Origin of the sequence: Acinetobacter sp. ANC 3882 (assembly GCF_022549545.1) — a bacterium.
Classification (GTDB): Bacteria; Pseudomonadota; Gammaproteobacteria; order Pseudomonadales; family Moraxellaceae; genus Acinetobacter.
Window position 1 is genome coordinate 1 of the sequence record NZ_JAKZGB010000014.1, and the last position, 17,211, is coordinate 17,211.

Consider the following 17,211-nt stretch of genomic DNA (forward strand, 5'->3'; position numbering starts at 1 on the left):
GATGGTAGTGTGGCACTTGCCATGTGAGAGTAAGTCATCGCCAGCTTTTAAATACTAACACCCCCTCCGCTAACGCAGAGGGGGTGTTTTTTATTAGGAAAATGAAAGGAAATTGAATAAAAATTAGTTAAACTTGATTGAATTATTTGAAATATTAAGAGTTTAATGGAAATTTACTTACTTATAGAGAATTTAGTGTAATGAAAAATAGAAGTTAAACTTTAAACTTAAACTAGAAGAAACTAGATGCACTAAATATTATTCCTCTATTTTACTTTAGACTTATACTAAAAATTTTATATAAATAAATTTGACTTGATTGATCATTTATTTGTTAAAACTTAGAACAAATTTCTCTATTTTAAAGAATAATTTGATTGGGTTCACTTTAATATTTTTTACGTCGAGATAAAGTATATTTACACAAAACATGTATTGTGGTTACATTGCTTATATTTTTATAAATAAAATTCTAGTTCTATTCTGGGGCTTGATAGGGGATAAAAGGAATGATGATGAATAAAAAGCAACTTACATTAAAGTTGTCTACAGTTGCTATGGCCGTATTATTGGCTAGTTGTGGTGGTGGGGGTGGTGGTTACTATGGGAATAATGAAGGGAATGGTTCTACGGGTACAGGTGGAAACACTACTAATCCGAGTCAAGTCAGTGCTGAATTATTATCTGTAGGCCAGAGTAAAAGTAGTTTAAATGCTGGTGGGGATGATAACTTAACTTTAACCATTCGTACTTTAAATAAAAGTGGCGGTATTGTTCCTAAAGCAAATGTCAAAATTGAAATAAAAGATGCTCAAAATGCTGGTGCAAGTTTAGATACACCAAGTGATTTAATTAGTGGTGATAATGGATTAGTTACAACTAAAATTTCATTAATTAACTCAACTTTAGATCAGCGAATCAATAGATCAATCACTGTTATTGTTACTTCAGGCCAAGCAAAACAAGAATTAACGATTCCTGTTAATGGTACAGCAATCAGTATTTCCTCAGATATTAATCTCTTAGAAGAGGATGGAACAGCTAATGTTACCTTGACTGCATTAGATGCTGTTGGTACTCCTTTAGCGAATGCAAAAGCAAGTTTGGTTGATTCAAGTGGGAATCCTGTAGGCGATATCAAAACTACAAATAAAGATGGTAAGGCTATATTTCAAATTCCATATTCTTTAGTAGCAGGTACATCAAATCGTCAATTAACATTAACGGGTAAACTGACGGTAGATGGTGCGAATCAAGCGATTAGTAATTTGTTAACAACAGATTCTGTTATCTTAACTGCAAATGTTGCGAATAATGTATTACAGCTTATTTCTAATACAAATCCTGTTGGTGTAGATGAATCTAAAACGATAACTGTAAAAGTATCTGGAAACACAAAAGCTGATCTTGATGGAAAAGATGTAACGTTTGCGACAACCAATGGTTCTGTGGATCCTAAAGCAGCTGTGATTAATATTCGCCAGGAAAATGGAAAATGGGTGGGCGATGCAAGTACAAAGTTAATTGGTACAATTGCTTCAGTGGCAACTGTTTCAGCAAAATTTGGTACTAATATTATTTATATTTCACAGAAAATTAGTGCAGGTGTTCCAGCATCTATTACCTTACAATCCGAATCTAGTGTATTGGCTCCTGGTTCTAATACGAAAGTTATCGCTTTAGTTAAAGACAAGAATGGAACGCCAATACCTGATACAGAAGTAAGTTTTTCAATTATTAAAGATACTTCTGTTTCTGGTCGAATTTCACAACCTATAGCAGTTACAGATAGTGCTGGTCGAGCAACGGTTGTTTATACTGCAGGGACAGCACAAACACTAGGTGGTGGTGTTGCGATTCAAGCGAAAGCGGGTAATGCTACGGTTCCAAATCCTGTCTATTCACCTAATTTGTTATTAACAGTTTCTACTCAATCCGCATTTATTACATTGTCACAAAATCATGAAGTTCTTAAGGATGCGAGTGATAATACGAACTACTATAAAGAGTTCTCTGCTTCGGTTGTAGATACGGCAGGTAATCCAATTGCAAATCAAAAAATCAGCATATCTTTAGATCTAGGCAGTTTTTTAAAAGGCAGATTTAACTGGGTACGTGATTATTCATATGCTCAAACAGGAGATGGCTCTTGGTCATGGTTGAGTTTCTTGCGTTGGTCTCGTGACTATACAACTTATGAGAATGGCGTAAAACAAAGAGTGACTACATTTGTAGAATGTACTTCAAATGAGTTCCCTAATACTGTTGCGATTCTTGATACTAAGAATGGTGTATTAGGAACGAGAGCAACATTTACTACAGATGCGCAGGGTAAGTTTGATTTTAAAGTCCGTTACGGTCGTAATTATTCGAATTGGCTGCGCGTGAATTTGAATGCTTCTACGACAGTTTCGACAAAAGACAATATGACAGCTTTATCTTTTGTCCCACCAGTAGCAGCTGATGATGTTGATGATACAGAAGGAAAATGGAGACCAGATGAGACTAGTCCTTACGGTCAAGATATCAGTACTTGTAATAATTATAAGTAATAATTTTAGCGTAAAAATTTGACTTCAAATTAAGTTAGCATAATTGTCATAAAACCGAGTTAAGTCATTAGCCCGGTTAATGGTAAGGCTCTAATGATTTTTTGCTGTCTCTTAATAAAGAATAGTTTTGCCAAAAAACAGCACTTCGGTGCTGTTTTTTTATAGGGCAGTTCCTACACTCACTGTTGCTGTTGGGCGAACTTGAAAAGAACTACACGCTGTAAGTGAGATAAGACATAAAACAATAATGGCAAGTTTGTGCATGGTTCTTTATCTTGAGAAAAAGAACCATCATCTTATAAATAGAAGGGTTTCACTATTTTGATCAGGTAATGAAATGTAATGAATTTAATCGTCCAGTAAGTCCATTTGTTTGGCGATTTGATATAAATTATTTGAACGGTTACCCGTACGACAGAACATTAAAATTGGTTTTGGTAATTCATTATAGTGATTTGCAAAAGTACGTACGTCTAACTCTGTGATTTGGCCTGCAACAACAGGTTGATAGACATAGTCTAAATTTGCATTGCGCGCTGATTCTTCGATTTGTGCGCTAGTAGGTTGTTCAGGGCCGCCTTCTAGATCTGGACGATTGTTAATAATCGATTTAAATCCTTTTTCAACCACTTGCTCAATATGCTCAGGGCCGATTTGACCTGCAAAACCAACATTCTCTGTCATCTTGTCACTCCAAAAACAAACAAAACATTTTATGCTCTATCATAGCATTAAGCTCGATCTTGAGTTTAAATGTCTGTAGTAAATAAATGATGATAAGTAAAAGATAACGCAATGGAGCGCGCATGCACACCTATACTGTTGAGCCGTTGTATGTTGCCAGTGGTGATGAAACCATCGCTGCGGATTTCTATCTACCTAAAACCAATATTAAACCTGCGGTGATTATTATGGCGCATGGCTTTGCGGGCTTGCGTCAATTTAAACTGGTTCAATATGCGCAGCGTTTTGCTCAAGCAGGTTATGCGGTGATTTTATTTGATTATCGCTATTGGGGCGGCAGTACAGGAAAACCACGTGAACTGGTTTCACTCAGTGCTCAGCTTGATGATTGGAAAACCATTGTTCAATATGCTTCAAATTGCAAGTTGATTGATAGTCGACGGATTGTCTTATGGGGAACCTCGCTCAGTGGTGGATATGCGCTAAGTCTGGCAACCGACTTGAAAAATATTCAAGCGGTGATGGTGCAAGTGCCTTATGTCGATGGCGCTGAGACGGCCAAGCTTTATCCTTTACAGCGCTATCCTGAAGCATTGAAGCGTTCCAGTCAGGACTATATGGGTTCTAAAATGGGCTTGGTTCCTAAAACCTTACCTGTTGTCGATCAATATCGATTGTGCTTTCTACCGACCTCGGACAGTTATTACGGTTATCTCTCGATTGTAAATCCAGATTATTACTGGAGTGGAGAAGTTCCAGCGCGAGTCTTTTTTAACTTAATGCGTTATCGACCGATCCAATTTGTCCGTAAAATTAATATTCCTGTTTTGTTTATTGCTGCAAAGCATGACAGTTTGATTCCCATTGCATCTAGTCGGGAAGCTGCGACCAATATTGCGCCATTTGTGAGCTATCATGAGTGGGAAATGAAGCATTTTGATGTTTATCATGATTCTTGGTTTGAAAAAGCAGTCACAACCCAATTAGAATTTTTACATCAACATATCGGAGTGATGTAAATGATTATTGTCTGTGCATCCTGTGGTGCAAAAAATCGTGTACCTGAAGAAAAATTGGCAGTAGATCCGAATTGTGGGCAATGTCATCAAGCCTTGTTAACCAAAACCCCAGTTGAGCTGAATGAGCAAAACTTTAGCAATTTCATTAGCAATAGTGATTTGCCTGTGCTGATTGATCTCTGGGCGGAGTGGTGCGGTCCATGTAAGATGATGGCACCGCATTTTGCCCAGGTGGCCAAGCAGAATCCTTACGTGGTTTTTGCAAAAATTGATACAGAAGCCAATCCGCGTTTAAGTGCTGCATTTAATGTACGAAGTATTCCAACGTTGGTTCTCATGAATAAAACCACAGAATTGGCGAGAATCAGTGGGGCATTACGTACGCCAGAATTACAGCAATGGTTAGACCAGCAATTACAGCAGCATCAAGGACATTGATATGACTGAACGTCCAAATCATCCAGAAGGGATTTTATCTCTACAAAATATTGCCATGCCCGCGGATACCAATTGGAGTGGTGATGTTTTTGGAGGCTGGATCGTCTCTCAGATGGATCTCGCTGGTGCCATTCACGTTGAGCGTTTTAGTAAAGGTCGTTGTGCTACGATTGCCATTAATCAGATGACGTTCCTCGTTCCTGTGAAGGTTGGTAATGTAATTAGTTGCTACACCAAAATTTTGAAAGTTGGAAGCAGCTCGGTACAGGTGCAAATCGAAGTATGGAATAGCCATGATGATTCACGTGAACCAGTCCGTATTACCGAAGGTGTATTTACGTTTGTTGCAGTCGATGTGAAGGGCAACAAACGCGTGATCTCTGAAGAGATTAAACAGGCCTTTATCGCAACGGCATAAAACTAGGCAGCAAGATTGTTCAGTTTAATGATATTTATTATTCAAAAGGTAGAGACAGACGATGGCAGAAGAGCTAGTTTTGCAGCAAGGGCATAAAGCTGAGCAATATCAAAGCATCATTCCACAGATTCAGGCAATTGTTGAAGATGAAACGGATGTGATTGCGAATCTAGCGAATATCTGTGCGGCATTGAAACAGCAATTTGACTGGTTTTGGATTGGCTTTTATCTGGTAAAAGACAGTGAACTGGTTTTAGGACCATTTCAAGGTCCGATTGCCTGCACCCGTATTGCCAAAGGTCGGGGGGTATGTGGTGCAGCATGGCAGCAACAGCAAGTGATGATCGTGCCAGATGTAGATCAATTCCCTGGACATATTGCATGCAGTTCTGCATCTAAATCCGAAATTGTCTTACCAATCATGAAGAACGGTCAGTGCTTTGGCGTGTTAGATGTTGATAGTGATGAGTTGAATCAATTTGATGAGATTGATGCGGAATACTTGAAACAGTTGATCAGCGTGATTGAAACATTTATTTAACTGCGAGATGTAAAAATAAAGCCCAACATGAAGTTGGGCTTTATTTCTTGATTCAAATACTATTTTTTACGTTTTGGCAGCCAAGCCCAAAGCATTTGGCATTGGATTGGCTCGTTGCCTGAATCATCAATGACAGTGACTGGAACCAATAACTCGCCTTTATCATTATCGGCAATAAACTTTTGTTGATCTGCCGATAATGTTGCTGTTGCCGTTAAACCGCCTTGAGCAACTTTTAAATAGTCGACATGTAATGATTTGATCAACAAAATTCGATCATCAGGGACATGTAAACCGGTTAAAAAGCCTGTTGCTGTTTCAGACAATAAAGCCATCGCTGCAGCATGAACCCCTTTAATATGGTTTTGCATATTCCGTTGGTTTTCAATGCGTACAGTGACGTGGTCTTTATCCACTTCTAAATAGCGAATATTTGCTGTTCCAACCATTGGAACTACACGTCCAAAGGCCTTACTCCATAAGGTACTGCGAATACCCTTTGGGAATTTAGAAGTGGTTTTAACCAGCGTATAAAGACGGTTATCTTTTGCCATAGTGAACCTATTGCTTAGTCTTTGAAATTATTAAATTGGAGCGGTAGACCAAATTGTTGTTCACGTAAAAAGTTCATCACTTGTTGCAAAGTATCGCGCTTTTTATCCGTGACACGGATTTTGTCTCCTTGGATAGAAGATTGCGCTTTGATACCGCTTTCTTTAATGGCTTTATTAATTTTTTTTGCGGTATCTGAGTCAAGACCATCTTTAAGTTTAATCACTTGTACAACATTCTTACCAGAAGCTGTCGCTTTTTGTGGATCTAATGCCTGTACATCAATTTTACGCTTATAGAAATGGTTTTCGAGCATGCTATACACTTGCTCACATTGGAAATCACTTTCTGTTGAAATCTTGATCTCTTTTGATTTCTCATTTAACTCGATTGAAACATCCTGTCCACGGAAGTCAAAACGTGTTGCAATCTCTTTTTCTGTATTTTGTACAGCATGATTGACTTCAAATAACTCTAATTCAGAAACAATATCAAAAGAAGGCATGGTTAGACCTTTACAAAGGGAAAGAATATTTGAGATGCTAAGGGGGTTTTCTTCATTTGCCAAGTGTTGTTTACATCAAAGGAGTGCACAATGATCCGTAAACAAGAAATTACAACATTTGAGTTCCCAGAAGGCGCTGTCATTTGGGATGTCCGAGATACCAAAGCGTATACAGAGGCTCATGTTAAAGGGGCGGTGAATCGTCCAATTACTGATATCACTGCGGATAGTTTGACTCAAATTGCAGCGGATCAGCCGATTTATATTTTATGTGGTGGCGGAAGTAAAGCACCGCGTGCAGCAGAGCTGTTGGACGGTATGGATGGTTCTCGTGAATATGTTGTATTAATGGGTGGCACACGCGCAGCGCGTGATGCAGGCTTGCCTTTAGAACAAGGCGCTTAAAGCACTCAAAGATTGGCCAAAATAGAATGCTATTTTGGCCAATTCAAAATTTTAATTTTCTATTTTCAAAAAAATAAAACAGTTAACCTGAATAATAAGGCTTTTTAGCTTTCACTTTCTTTTGAAAGCGCTGTGGATTTAACTTGTCCAATAATGTTTGAGGAATTGGACATAGCTCCCCCAAGACCAATGCAACCAAGACTTCACTGCATAATGGCGCAAACAAAAATCCTTTCGAACCTAAGCCCGCAAACGTATAGATGCGCTCATAGTCTTGCATTTTTCCAACTAAGGGAAAGTAGTCTAGGCTTTGGGCACGGACGGATGCGCGGCCTTGCCAAGTGTCTATTGAGGGAAGCTGTTGTGCATATTCAGGGAAGACACTGTGGATAAGTTCATAGTTATGCACATGATCTTCTGCCAAAACCTTAACATCATCTCGATTTGGATAAAAAGAGGCGCCTAAGATGAATTGTGCTGCATCCAATTGCATACAATAACCGCCATAACTATAGGCTTGATCTAAAGCTAAAGGTTGCTCGCGATTCTCAACCCAACTGACTTGTCCGCGAATCGGCTTTAGCACTGGGTAGTGTTCAAATAATTCAGCACTTTGTTTGGCGCAACAGACAATTACCTCATCGGCTATTGAAACGAGTTGTTGTTCTTGCCATAGCTCAGTTTGGCTGTCAGTTGCGCTTAAACGTGAAATTTTTGCTTTTTGAAGAGAGATATTGGGGTGCTGTAAAATTTCATCACGTAGCTGTTGTGGCGAAACTGCACCAGCTTGATTTAAGACTAAACTTGGAAATTCAGTATTGGGTATTTGTGGCTGCTTTAACTGTGCTGATAACACCGTTTCAGGATATTGCTCTGCTAGGCCTAATAATTCATCAGCATTTTTTAAGGCAAGCTGCTGCACTTGAATAGGTCTAAAAGCGTTAAAGCGTGGATAGAAATTCAATGCCTGTTGCCAGCTCAAGGTCATTAAGTGTTCATGTGCTTGCTCAATTGGGCAGAGTTTTGGATTGAGTAAGGCGAGGGGATTACCCGATGCGCCTGAAAGAGGCTCATTTTGCTCGTAGATCGTGACTTGATGACCACGTTGAGCAAATGCCCATGCAGAGCTTAAACCCGCGATTCCCGCGCCAATAATCGCAATTTGACGTTGTTTGGGTTGCAAGGCAGATGGCGAGGTGACATGGTTTTGCTCTGAATCAGCTTGGTCAGACACTGTGGATGAAGGATCTAACCAAATGGCTTTCAGCATTTCACGTTTATGACCAAAACCCCGTGGGCGGCTAATTTGCACACCATGTTGTTTTAATCCACGTTTGAGCACACCAGCAACACTAAATGAGGCAAATGTGGTGCCAAAGTCTGATAAACGAACAATGTGATTCAGCACATTTTCTTGCCACATATCGGGGTTGCATGAAGGCGCGAAACCATCGAGAAACCATGCATTGATCGCCTGTGTTTTAGGGATACTAGGGAAAATGTCTTGTGCATCGCCTAACCACAAATCAATACTAAAACGTTCTTCAGGAAAACTGAGACGATGACAACCTGCAATCGGCAAAGGATACTGTTGAATCAGTTTTTCAGCTAAAGGTTCTAGCTCCGTCCAGACATTGAGTGCACGGATCAGATCGGCTTTACTGAGCGGAAATTTTTCTACACTGACCACATGTAAATGACTGTGGTTATCTGGACGAACCTGCTGCCAAAGCTGCCACAAGGTGAGAATATTTAAGCCTGTGCCAAAGCCTGTTTCGCCAACACAAAAATATTGATAATCATTGAGTTGTGATAGACGTTCAGTTAAGTCATTACCATTTAAAAACACATGGCGTGTTTCAAGTAAACCGTTATCTTTAGAAAAGTAGACATCACCAAATTGTTTAGAAATGGGAACTTCGATACCATCGACCAGTTCCCAGTCTAATTCGGCTGTTTGTAATTTTGCTGAGTGAGACATAAATTGAGGGTTATTTTACCACTGGCGGCGACGTTTAGTGTGAATATAACTAGAGATCAAGAAACCGAGAATGACACCGACGGCAATGGTCATCGCACCGTATAAAAACATTTGTGCACTGCGTTCACTTTGTAATACCTGAACTTGAACGGTTAAATTGTCATTTTTTAATTGCAATTCTTGGTTCTGCGAGAGTGCTTCAAGATTGGCATGTTCAAGCTGTTTCAAGCGGCTGGCTTGATCTTGAATCATGGCTTTTACTTTTGCATCCTGCTGTTGCTTGGCTTTGGCAATTTGTTCAGCAGTCAACGGTTTAGCCACTGTTGCTGTGGCATTGGCTGCAACAGGGGTTATGGTATTGGGTTGAGTTTGCGCTGTGGTTGTTGTTGCAGCTGCAGGTGTCGTAGGTTCAACGGCCCAAGCAGTTGAACTGAGTAGGCATAATGCCAATACGCTTTTAAGGATAAGCTGCATGATTTACCCTTTTGGAAAAGCTTTGTTGAAAGGTTTTACATCAATATTGGCGTAAATCCCTTCTTTTAAAAATGGCTCTTCTTCAATCCATGCATCTAGTGCTTCACGACTCTCAAACTCAACAATCATGGTGCTGCCAAAGAAGCCAGCTTGCGGATCATTTGGGTCTTTGGGATGCGCACCAGCTGCAATTAAACGTCCTTCATCATCTAACTTTTGTAGACGTTCAATATGTTGTGGGCGGGTTGCTAAACGTTTTTCCAAAGTACCTTCGCGATCAGTACAAGTCAGCACAAAATATGGCATGGCAGTAGCTCGATGATTTAAAATCTATTCAGTGGTTTTAAAATGCTTTCTTAAGAAAAAGAGTATAGCAGCTAGGTAACTGATAGAAACGATAATATCGCCAAAAGCCGTGAATTCGCCCCAATATTTTCCTTGCATATAGACAAAACCAAAGAAGAAATGCAGTGCCGCGAGTAAAAAGAATTGACCACACCATGCCCAGTTCAACTTTAACCAGCCTTTCGGGCTGAGCTCTAACAGTGAGCCTAAAAGTTTTTGAATAATTGGCATACGTTCTTTATTAAATAGTGGGGTCACGAGGAAACCTAAACCGATCCCGACATTGATGATAATTGCCTTCATTTTGATGTAGGTCACATCACTAAAGATCAGGGTAATTCCACCAAAAACGACAGACATTACGACAATAAACCACTGCATTTTTTCCAGTTTGAATTTTTGGAAAAAGAACAGGCAGCCATAAACCACCAATGTGGCAATGAGGAGGGCACATGTCGCAACAAGAATATGATTTTGATCAGTATTTCCCGCACTACCCACTAACTGTAATAACGGATGATGACTATCTTTAGGATCGGTGGTTTTATAAAAATAAAAGAAGATAATAATCGGAAGATAGTCGAGCAACGCTTTCATGTTACAGTACGATGATGAAATAGGTCAGATAGCATAATACAAACCATGTTCGGTGTCGATTTACATACACATACACTCATTTCCGATGGTACTTTCTCTCCTGAGCAATTGGTACAGGCCGCCGTGGACCTAAAAATACACACTTTGGCTGTGACTGACCATGACACCATGGATGGTTTGGAGCGCGCTCAGAATTATGCACAAGATCATGATATTCAAATCATTTCTGGAGTGGAAGTATCCAGTCAATGGTCAAGGCCAAATACCAAGAAGAGCTATGGTGTGCATATTGTCGCCCTGAACATGCAAGATGAAACACCAATCAGAGCCATGTTGGAACAACAGAAAAAAGTCCGTGCTGAACGGGCAAAAGTGATTTGTCAGCTCTTAGAAAAATGTATCAATTTTGATATTTATCCAGATGTGATTGCTCAGGTCGATGGGCAGGCAGATCGGGTGACTCGTACCCATATTGCCAAAGCCTTAGTTGAGAAAAATATTGTCAGTCGTCCGCAACAGGCTTTTGATCGTTTTCTGAAAGAAGGAAAAAAGGCCTTTGTGAAATTTGAAGGGATGGGGCTTAAAGAAACGATTGAGACCATTCATGCCAGTCAAGGTTTCGCTGTATTGGCTCACCCAACCCGTTATGATCTGTCTGCCACCAATATTCGTTATTTGATTGAACTTTTTGCTGAGGCGGGTGGTGATGCGGTTGAACTACCCCCCAATATCGAACCTGCTTCCACACGACAAATGGTAGATCGTATGATTCAACAATTTGGTTTAGCAGTTTCGATTGGTAGTGATTTTCATGGTGACAATATGCCTTGGATCAAACTCGGACAAACGCCACGTGTTCATGATGGTCAAAAAGGAATTTGGGAAAACTTTAAACCTTCCCTCATATGAAAAATGAGAACTTTACTGCGCGTACACAGTTTTACTGATCACGCTGTTGGAAGTAGTCGACTAAATAATCTAAAAAGCGCTGGACTTTGGGAGCGATCAATTCTCGATGTGGAAATACTGCATAAATGGCAGTTGTAGCAACGGGATAATCTGACAGGATCTGTACCAATTTTCCTGTGGCAAGATCATCCACCACATGCCACATCGAATGATTGGAAATTCCGAGACCCGCTAAAGCGGCTTGCCTGACACCTTCGCCTGAGTTGGTTGCAAAATACCCCTTAACACGAATCGGTTCTACATCTCCTGCTGCATTGGTTAAGTACCAATGGTCAATCAGACCATCACCTAGTTGTGGCAATATACAATGATGTAATTCGAGTTCTGCTAGGGTTTTAGGGTGACCGTGTTTTTGTAGATAAGCTGGTGAGGCACAGAGTACGCGTGGATTCGGTGCTAGTTGTTTTGCAATTAAGCTTGAGCTTTTTAACTGACCAATTCTTATCGCCAAATCCATTCCCTGTTGAACGAGATCAATATTTTGGTCATTGAGATCTAAATAAATTTTAAGTCCAGGGTGTAAATGGGAAAATGAAGCAATAACGGGCATTAAAACTTGATTACCAAAGGTAGCAGAGGTGCTAATCCGTAAGGTGCCAGAAAGGGCATGATCTTTAACTATTAATGTTTCTCGTAAGTTGACAAAATTGGTAATCCAAGGTCGCCCATGTTCAAGCAAAGCACGACCTTCATCAGTCAATGTCAGTTTCCGTGTGGTACGGTGAAATAAACGCAATTGTAGGTTTTGTTCTAAGCGTTGCAATTTTTGGCTTGCGACGGAAACCGAGATATTGTTGTCCTGAGCAGCTTTGCTGATCGAACCTAAGTCTGCGACTCGAATAAAAAACTGGAAATCTTCTGTATTCATTATCAATAAAATCAGAAAAGTATTTTTTGATTATCGTGGTTTTTTAAATAAATCCCTAGCGCTATTTTTGTATTTAAGCAATCACATGTTGAAGGGATAGGCCATGAAATATCATCTTTTAGGAAATTCAGGTTTAAAAGTTTCAGAGTTGGGATTTGGTGCAGGGACCTTAGGTGGGCAGGGACAAATCTTTGCTGCTTGGGGACAAGCCAGCCAAACTGAAGCCAATCAAATGATTCGTGCTGGTTTAGATGCAGGCATTAATTATTTTGATACGGCAGACGTGTATTCGGATGGAGAGTCTGAACGCATGTTGGGCAAGGCTTTAGCATCAGAACGACAACATACTATTATTTCAACCAAGGTGGGCATTCGTAGTTCAGAACATCTGAACGATGCTGGATTTAGTCGGCGTTATTTATTGTCTGCGGTTGAACAGTCATTAACTCGCTTGGGAACAGATTATATTGATGTGCTGCAATTGCATCAGTTTGATAGCTTTACTGCATTACCACAGTTGATGAAAACCCTCGATGAACTGGTTCGTAGCGGTAAGGTACGCTATATCGGTGCTTCGAATTTTTCGGGTTGGCAATTGATGAAGGCACAAGCGATTGCAGAACAATACGGCTATGAGAAATTTGTGGTCAATCAGGTGTACTACTCTTTGATTGGACGTGATTATGAATGGGAACTGATGCCTTTGAATGACGATCAACAGATGGGTGCGGTGGTATGGAGTCCGCTTGGCTGGGGACGATTAACGGGAAAATTTGACCGAGAAAATCCGATCCCAGCGCAAAGCCGCTTACACGATACAGCACAATTTGCACCGCCAGTTAATGAAGCGCATCTCTATAATGTGATTGATGTATTGAAACAGGTTGCAGCAGAAACGGGATATAGTATTCCTCAGATCGCTTTAAATTGGTTGTTACAACGTCCGACGGTATCGAGTGTGTTGATTGGTGCACGTAATCAAACCCAACTGCAAGATAATCTCAAGGCCAAAGAGATTCAACTGACTGATGATCAGACCGAGCGCTTAAATCAGGTCAGCGCGATTTATCCGCCGTATCCGTATTATCCGTATTGGAATGGGCAATTTACGGAACGCTTTAAATCCATCGTCGATTCACAATTTATATAAGCAATTTAAACCTGCATAAAAATGCCCTCATTGGAGGGCATTGAAATTAGAGTAAGTTATGGTCATGGGCCTGAATCGGTGGCGGGGTTGGGCGACCTAATGTGCCCAGTAATTCAATTTCAATCGAACGAACCATCGCATCCAATGGCAGGTCGTTACTTTGTGTTCCGAACGGCTCTTCAATTTCACTACTTAAAGCATCCAGACCCAAAAAGGTATAGGCCAAAATACCCACCAGCAGTGGTGTGACCAAACCTAAAAGCGAACCAAGACTGAAAGGCAGCATAAAACAGAAGAAATACACCGTACGATTCAACAAAACCGAATAGGCAAATGGAATCGGGGTATTGGCAATACGGTCACAGCCTGTTTGCATTTCACTGAGTGCTGCGACATGACGGTTCATCTGGGTATAAATGATATCCGAGATTTCACCTTCTTTCATCGCTTGCAACAGTTCCCATTGAATCAGGCTCAAGGTGTATTGCGGTGCATTGTGCTGCTGATACAGTTGGGTCAGGGCTTGTTGGCTCAGGCCACTGGTTTCAGTCAGCTCGGTTGGATTAGCGGTTTGATGGCGTAGACGGTCACGCAGAACGTTGGCAAACACAATGACATTTTGAATGATACGCTCGCGTCGTGCTTGGCTGAGCACACGGCAATCTCGATCGAAATGACGAGAAGTCGCGATTAAAACGCCCCAGAGTTTACGTGCTTCCCACCAGCGCTCATAACAGGCGGTATTCTTAAATCCCAAGAAAATAGACAGCACCACACCGATTAAAGTGAAGCCTACTAAAGGGATTTCAGGGAAACGATATAGATTGACATATTCAACGCCACCAATAATGGCGGAGATCAACATGACGAAACCGAGAGAGGGTAAAATTTTGGGTAAAATCGTCCCTCGCCATGAGAATAAAACTTTAAAAATACTCGGCTGGTCACGGACAATCATGTTATTTGAATCATTAATTTTATGTCTTGATATTCCTGTTTGATTTAAGCTTTGTCAAGGCTAGATTGCTTGATTTTAATAGGGTTGAGCAGTTGTTGTTCAGAAAAGGAAAAATGTCCTTCGGGCGCAATAATAAAATGGTCGATCAGATGGATTTCCAATAATTGACAGGCTTGTTTGAGTTGCTGGGTCAGATAAATATCTTCTGATGACGGTTGGGCAATTCCATAAGGGTGATTGTGTGCGACCACGATTTGGCTGGCTTGATGTTGCAGTACATAACGCAAGGTTTGATTAAGTGAAACACTACAGGAATGCTGTGAGCCAAAGAACAGCTTTTTAAAATGTAATTTTCTGAGTTCAGCGTCTAAGCAGAGTACCGCAAAAACTTCCTGTTTCTCACCCAGAAGCTCATAACGTAAATAGTCGAGAACCAGTGTTGATGTATCGAGGCAAACTCGTTGTTGATGGAAATGATTATTTAGATAACGGCGCCCTAATTCTTTCACTGCCATCAGTTGTGCATATTTGGTTGAAGCAATCCCATTAAATTGTGATAAATCCTCAAGATTGGCATCAAAGATCAAATTAAGTCCACCAAAGTGTTGAATCAAAATACGCGCCAATTCCACCGCAGAGTGCTGTTTTGAGCCTGAACGTAGAAAAATCGCCAGCAATTCTGCATCGGATAAGCTTTGTGCGCCTTGTGATAATAATCGCTCTCTTGGGCGTTCTTGCTCTGGCCATGTTTTTATTGATTGACTCACTGTTTTATTTTCCTTTGATTTTATTATGATTATTATTTTTTTAGACAAAAAATATCAGGGATAATTTCCTTTTAAGTTTTGCCATTTAAACAATATTCTCTATCGCCCGTTTGGGGGAAATGTTGATTGTGCTACTTGGGTATCAACTTATTTAATGCTATTGTGAGCGCCACTGCAACAGTAAGGTATCCTGTTTGTGAGCTTCGATCTAAGTGTTATTCCCCACAAAAACATTATATTAGCGGTTACAGGTGGTATTGCTGCCTACAAAAGCGCCATTCTGGTTCGCCGTTTAAAAGATTTCGGTTTTGATGTCCGTGTGGTCATGACACATGGCGCACAAGCATTTATTACCCCCCTCACTTTTCAGGCGCTTTCAGGCAATCCAGTGCATACCGAATTGCTTGATCCAGAAGCAGAAGCAGGGATGGGACATATTGAACTGGCGCGTTGGGCAGATTTAGTTCTGGTTGCACCTGCCAGCTGTGACACGATTGCAAAATTTGCCAATGGTTTGGCAGATGATTTGCTCAGTACTTTATATTTGGCAACCAAAGCACCTGTCTGGGTTGCGCCTGCCATGAATCAACAAATGTGGGCGGCCAAAGCGACACAACGCAATTTACAAACGTTGGTTGAAGATGGCATCCATGTGATCATGCCAGATGCAGGTGAGCAAGCTTGTGGGGATGTCGGTCTAGGTCGTATGCCTGAACCTGAAGATTTGGCGCACCAAGTCGCGGCTTATTTCCATAAGGCGCAACGTGCGCTTGCTGAAAAGTTTGGCTTATTGGCAGGTAAGCGAGTCACCATTACCGCTGGGCCGACCCGTGAAGCGATTGATCCAGTCCGTTATATTTCAAACCACAGTACCGGTAAAATGGGCTTTGCTTTGGCAGCAGCGTGTTATGCCGCAGGGGCTAAAGTCACTTTGGTTGCTGGTCCAGTCAGTTTGGATACACCGAATGGTGTGCAACGTAAGAATGTCAGTTCTGCCATGCAAATGTTGGATGTCAGCATGAATCAGCTTAAAGAAGGCTGTGACATCTTTATTGCGACTGCGGCAGTGGCAGATTATCGTGTGGCTCAGGTTGCCGAGCATAAGATCAAAAAGGCAGGTGACGAGCTTGCGGTTGCGTTGGTCAAGAACCCAGATATTGTGGCGACGATTGCTCAGCAAGACGAACGTCCATTTATGGTTGGCTTTGCTGCTGAAACGCAAAATGTCGAGGAATATGCAGCAGGCAAACTGGTGGCGAAAAAGCTAGACATGATTGCGTGTAATGATGTGTCACGTCCAGATATTGGTTTTGCCTCAGATGAAAATGCCATGACGGTGTTCTTTGCGCAGTCATATCATATGAAAAAGCGTGAACTCGAAAAAGCATCGAAACAGGAGATTTCACAGCAATTGGTTGAATCGATTGCCGATGCTTTACGTCGCCGTTTATAAGTGATTCTGGCCATTCATATTTATCAAAATGCAACGATTTCGTTGCATTTTTTATGTATGCTAAAGCAGCAATGATCATTGTTACTTTGCTCCAAAGCAACATGTTTTGCCGACACAAATAAAGCATAGCCACAGTTTTTGATAGGATATCCTAATGATTAAAAAAACTTTAGCCACTGTTGTCTTATTCTCTGCTTTTGCATTCAGCCACACTGCCATGGCTGCTGGATTGGAAGATGATATGAAAACGCTGGGCAAGAATTACAAGGCGTTTAACCAAGCTGAAAATCCACAGGTTGCAACAGCGGCTTTGAATAATATGCGAACTGCCGCAGTCCATTCAAAATCGTATAAACTGGCTCCGAATACCACGGATAAAGTATTAAGTTCAACGTCTTTATTTGACCAGATTGTGGTTGAGATTGATAAAGCTAAACTGTTGGTTCAAGCAGGTAAGTTGGATGAAGCGAAAAAACAAGGCAAAAAAATTGCTGAATTACGTGATCAGGGGCATAAATACTATATCCACTAATTT

The 17,211-nt window shown here is 40.8% G+C and carries 20 protein-coding genes; 10 read left to right on the forward strand and 10 right to left on the reverse strand.

Features of this window, described 5'->3' with window-relative positions:
- Positions 1 to 509 precede the first annotated feature (509 nt).
- Positions 510 to 2,552, forward strand: a complete 2,043-nt coding sequence (locus MMO42_RS17365) for an Ig-like domain-containing protein (RefSeq protein WP_241321482.1) — start codon at positions 510 to 512, stop codon at positions 2,550 to 2,552.
- A gap of 348 nt (positions 2,553 to 2,900) precedes the next feature.
- On the opposite strand, the gene MMO42_RS17370 is transcribed toward MMO42_RS17365, so the two are convergent.
- The gene (locus MMO42_RS17370) at positions 2,901 to 3,236 is read right to left on the reverse strand and encodes a TIGR01244 family sulfur transferase (RefSeq protein WP_005291655.1); all 336 of its coding nucleotides are present in this window, start codon (positions 3,234 to 3,236) and stop codon (positions 2,901 to 2,903) included.
- A gap of 122 nt (positions 3,237 to 3,358) precedes the next feature.
- Here MMO42_RS17370 and MMO42_RS17375 point away from each other — a divergent pair, with 122 nt between their 5' ends.
- The 4 genes from MMO42_RS17375 (at position 3,359) to MMO42_RS17390 (ending at position 5,652) form a co-directional block, all read left to right on the forward strand.
- Entirely contained in the window at positions 3,359 to 4,255 is an 897-nt protein-coding gene (locus MMO42_RS17375) for an alpha/beta fold hydrolase (protein ID WP_005291656.1), read from the forward strand.
- Positions 4,256 to 4,693: a thioredoxin TrxC gene (trxC, locus tag MMO42_RS17380; RefSeq protein WP_241321483.1), complete on the forward strand. Its 438-nt coding sequence runs from the start codon at positions 4,256 to 4,258 to the stop codon at positions 4,691 to 4,693. It begins immediately after the preceding gene.
- Between the two features lies 1 nt (position 4,694).
- Positions 4,695 to 5,111 (forward strand): acyl-CoA thioesterase, encoded by a 417-nt coding sequence (locus MMO42_RS17385; protein ID WP_005291658.1) that lies wholly within the window; start codon positions 4,695 to 4,697, stop codon positions 5,109 to 5,111.
- Between the two features lie 61 nt (positions 5,112 to 5,172).
- Entirely contained in the window at positions 5,173 to 5,652 is a 480-nt protein-coding gene (locus MMO42_RS17390) for a GAF domain-containing protein (RefSeq protein ID WP_241321484.1), read from the forward strand.
- A 59-nt stretch (positions 5,653 to 5,711) separates the two neighbouring features.
- Here MMO42_RS17390 and MMO42_RS17395 read toward each other — a convergent pair whose 3' ends face one another.
- Complete coding sequence (locus tag MMO42_RS17395; protein ID WP_005210426.1) at positions 5,712 to 6,206, reverse strand: DUF4442 domain-containing protein; 495 nt, start codon at positions 6,204 to 6,206, stop codon at positions 5,712 to 5,714.
- A gap of 14 nt (positions 6,207 to 6,220) precedes the next feature.
- Positions 6,221 to 6,709 carry a YajQ family cyclic di-GMP-binding protein gene (locus MMO42_RS17400; RefSeq protein ID WP_241321485.1) on the reverse strand — a complete coding sequence of 163 codons (489 nt, stop codon included), beginning with the start codon at positions 6,707 to 6,709 and terminating at the stop codon, positions 6,221 to 6,223.
- Between the two features lie 90 nt (positions 6,710 to 6,799).
- Here MMO42_RS17400 and MMO42_RS17405 point away from each other — a divergent pair, with 90 nt between their 5' ends.
- Positions 6,800 to 7,114, forward strand: coding sequence for a rhodanese-like domain-containing protein (locus MMO42_RS17405; protein WP_241321486.1), 315 nt, complete (start codon positions 6,800 to 6,802; stop codon positions 7,112 to 7,114).
- An 82-nt stretch (positions 7,115 to 7,196) separates the two neighbouring features.
- Here MMO42_RS17405 and mnmC read toward each other — a convergent pair whose 3' ends face one another.
- From mnmC to MMO42_RS17425, 4 genes are read right to left on the reverse strand one after another with little or no spacing between them, the layout of a single operon-like run.
- Entirely contained in the window at positions 7,197 to 9,095 is a 1,899-nt protein-coding gene (gene mnmC / locus MMO42_RS17410; protein WP_241321487.1) for an FAD-dependent 5-carboxymethylaminomethyl-2-thiouridine(34) oxidoreductase MnmC, read from the reverse strand.
- 15 nt (positions 9,096 to 9,110) lie between these two features.
- Positions 9,111 to 9,569, reverse strand: coding sequence for a hypothetical protein (locus tag MMO42_RS17415; protein WP_241321488.1), 459 nt, complete (start codon positions 9,567 to 9,569; stop codon positions 9,111 to 9,113).
- Between the two features lie 3 nt (positions 9,570 to 9,572).
- On the reverse strand, positions 9,573 to 9,875 hold the full coding sequence (locus MMO42_RS17420) for a YciI family protein (RefSeq protein ID WP_005291664.1): 303 nt from the start codon (positions 9,873 to 9,875) through the stop codon (positions 9,573 to 9,575).
- A 24-nt stretch (positions 9,876 to 9,899) separates the two neighbouring features.
- Entirely contained in the window at positions 9,900 to 10,511 is a 612-nt protein-coding gene (locus MMO42_RS17425) for a septation protein IspZ (RefSeq protein WP_005146929.1), read from the reverse strand.
- Positions 10,512 to 10,556: 45 nt separating this feature from the next.
- On the opposite strand from MMO42_RS17425, the gene MMO42_RS17430 reads away from it, so the two are divergent.
- Positions 10,557 to 11,420 carry a PHP domain-containing protein gene (locus MMO42_RS17430; RefSeq protein WP_241321489.1) on the forward strand — a complete coding sequence of 288 codons (864 nt, stop codon included), beginning with the start codon at positions 10,557 to 10,559 and terminating at the stop codon, positions 11,418 to 11,420.
- A 31-nt stretch (positions 11,421 to 11,451) separates the two neighbouring features.
- Here MMO42_RS17430 and MMO42_RS17435 read toward each other — a convergent pair whose 3' ends face one another.
- On the reverse strand, positions 11,452 to 12,348 hold the full coding sequence (locus MMO42_RS17435; RefSeq protein ID WP_241321490.1) for a LysR family transcriptional regulator: 897 nt from the start codon (positions 12,346 to 12,348) through the stop codon (positions 11,452 to 11,454).
- Positions 12,349 to 12,451: 103 nt separating this feature from the next.
- Between MMO42_RS17435 and MMO42_RS17440 the strand changes: the two genes are divergently transcribed.
- On the forward strand, positions 12,452 to 13,498 hold the full coding sequence (locus MMO42_RS17440; RefSeq protein WP_241321491.1) for an aldo/keto reductase: 1,047 nt from the start codon (positions 12,452 to 12,454) through the stop codon (positions 13,496 to 13,498).
- A 46-nt stretch (positions 13,499 to 13,544) separates the two neighbouring features.
- Here MMO42_RS17440 and MMO42_RS17445 read toward each other — a convergent pair whose 3' ends face one another.
- Both MMO42_RS17445 and radC read right to left on the reverse strand, forming a co-directional pair.
- Entirely contained in the window at positions 13,545 to 14,456 is a 912-nt protein-coding gene (locus tag MMO42_RS17445) for a bestrophin family protein (protein ID WP_241321492.1), read from the reverse strand.
- Positions 14,457 to 14,500: 44 nt separating this feature from the next.
- The gene (radC, locus tag MMO42_RS17450) at positions 14,501 to 15,223 is read right to left on the reverse strand and encodes a DNA repair protein RadC (RefSeq protein ID WP_241321493.1); all 723 of its coding nucleotides are present in this window, start codon (positions 15,221 to 15,223) and stop codon (positions 14,501 to 14,503) included.
- A 196-nt stretch (positions 15,224 to 15,419) separates the two neighbouring features.
- Here radC and coaBC point away from each other — a divergent pair, with 196 nt between their 5' ends.
- Entirely contained in the window at positions 15,420 to 16,676 is a 1,257-nt protein-coding gene (gene coaBC / locus MMO42_RS17455; protein ID WP_241321494.1) for a bifunctional phosphopantothenoylcysteine decarboxylase/phosphopantothenate--cysteine ligase CoaBC, read from the forward strand.
- 154 nt (positions 16,677 to 16,830) lie between these two features.
- Positions 16,831 to 17,208 carry a cytochrome b562 gene (locus MMO42_RS17460; protein ID WP_241321495.1) on the forward strand — a complete coding sequence of 126 codons (378 nt, stop codon included), beginning with the start codon at positions 16,831 to 16,833 and terminating at the stop codon, positions 17,206 to 17,208.
- The last annotated feature ends 3 nt before the right edge of the window (positions 17,209 to 17,211 follow it).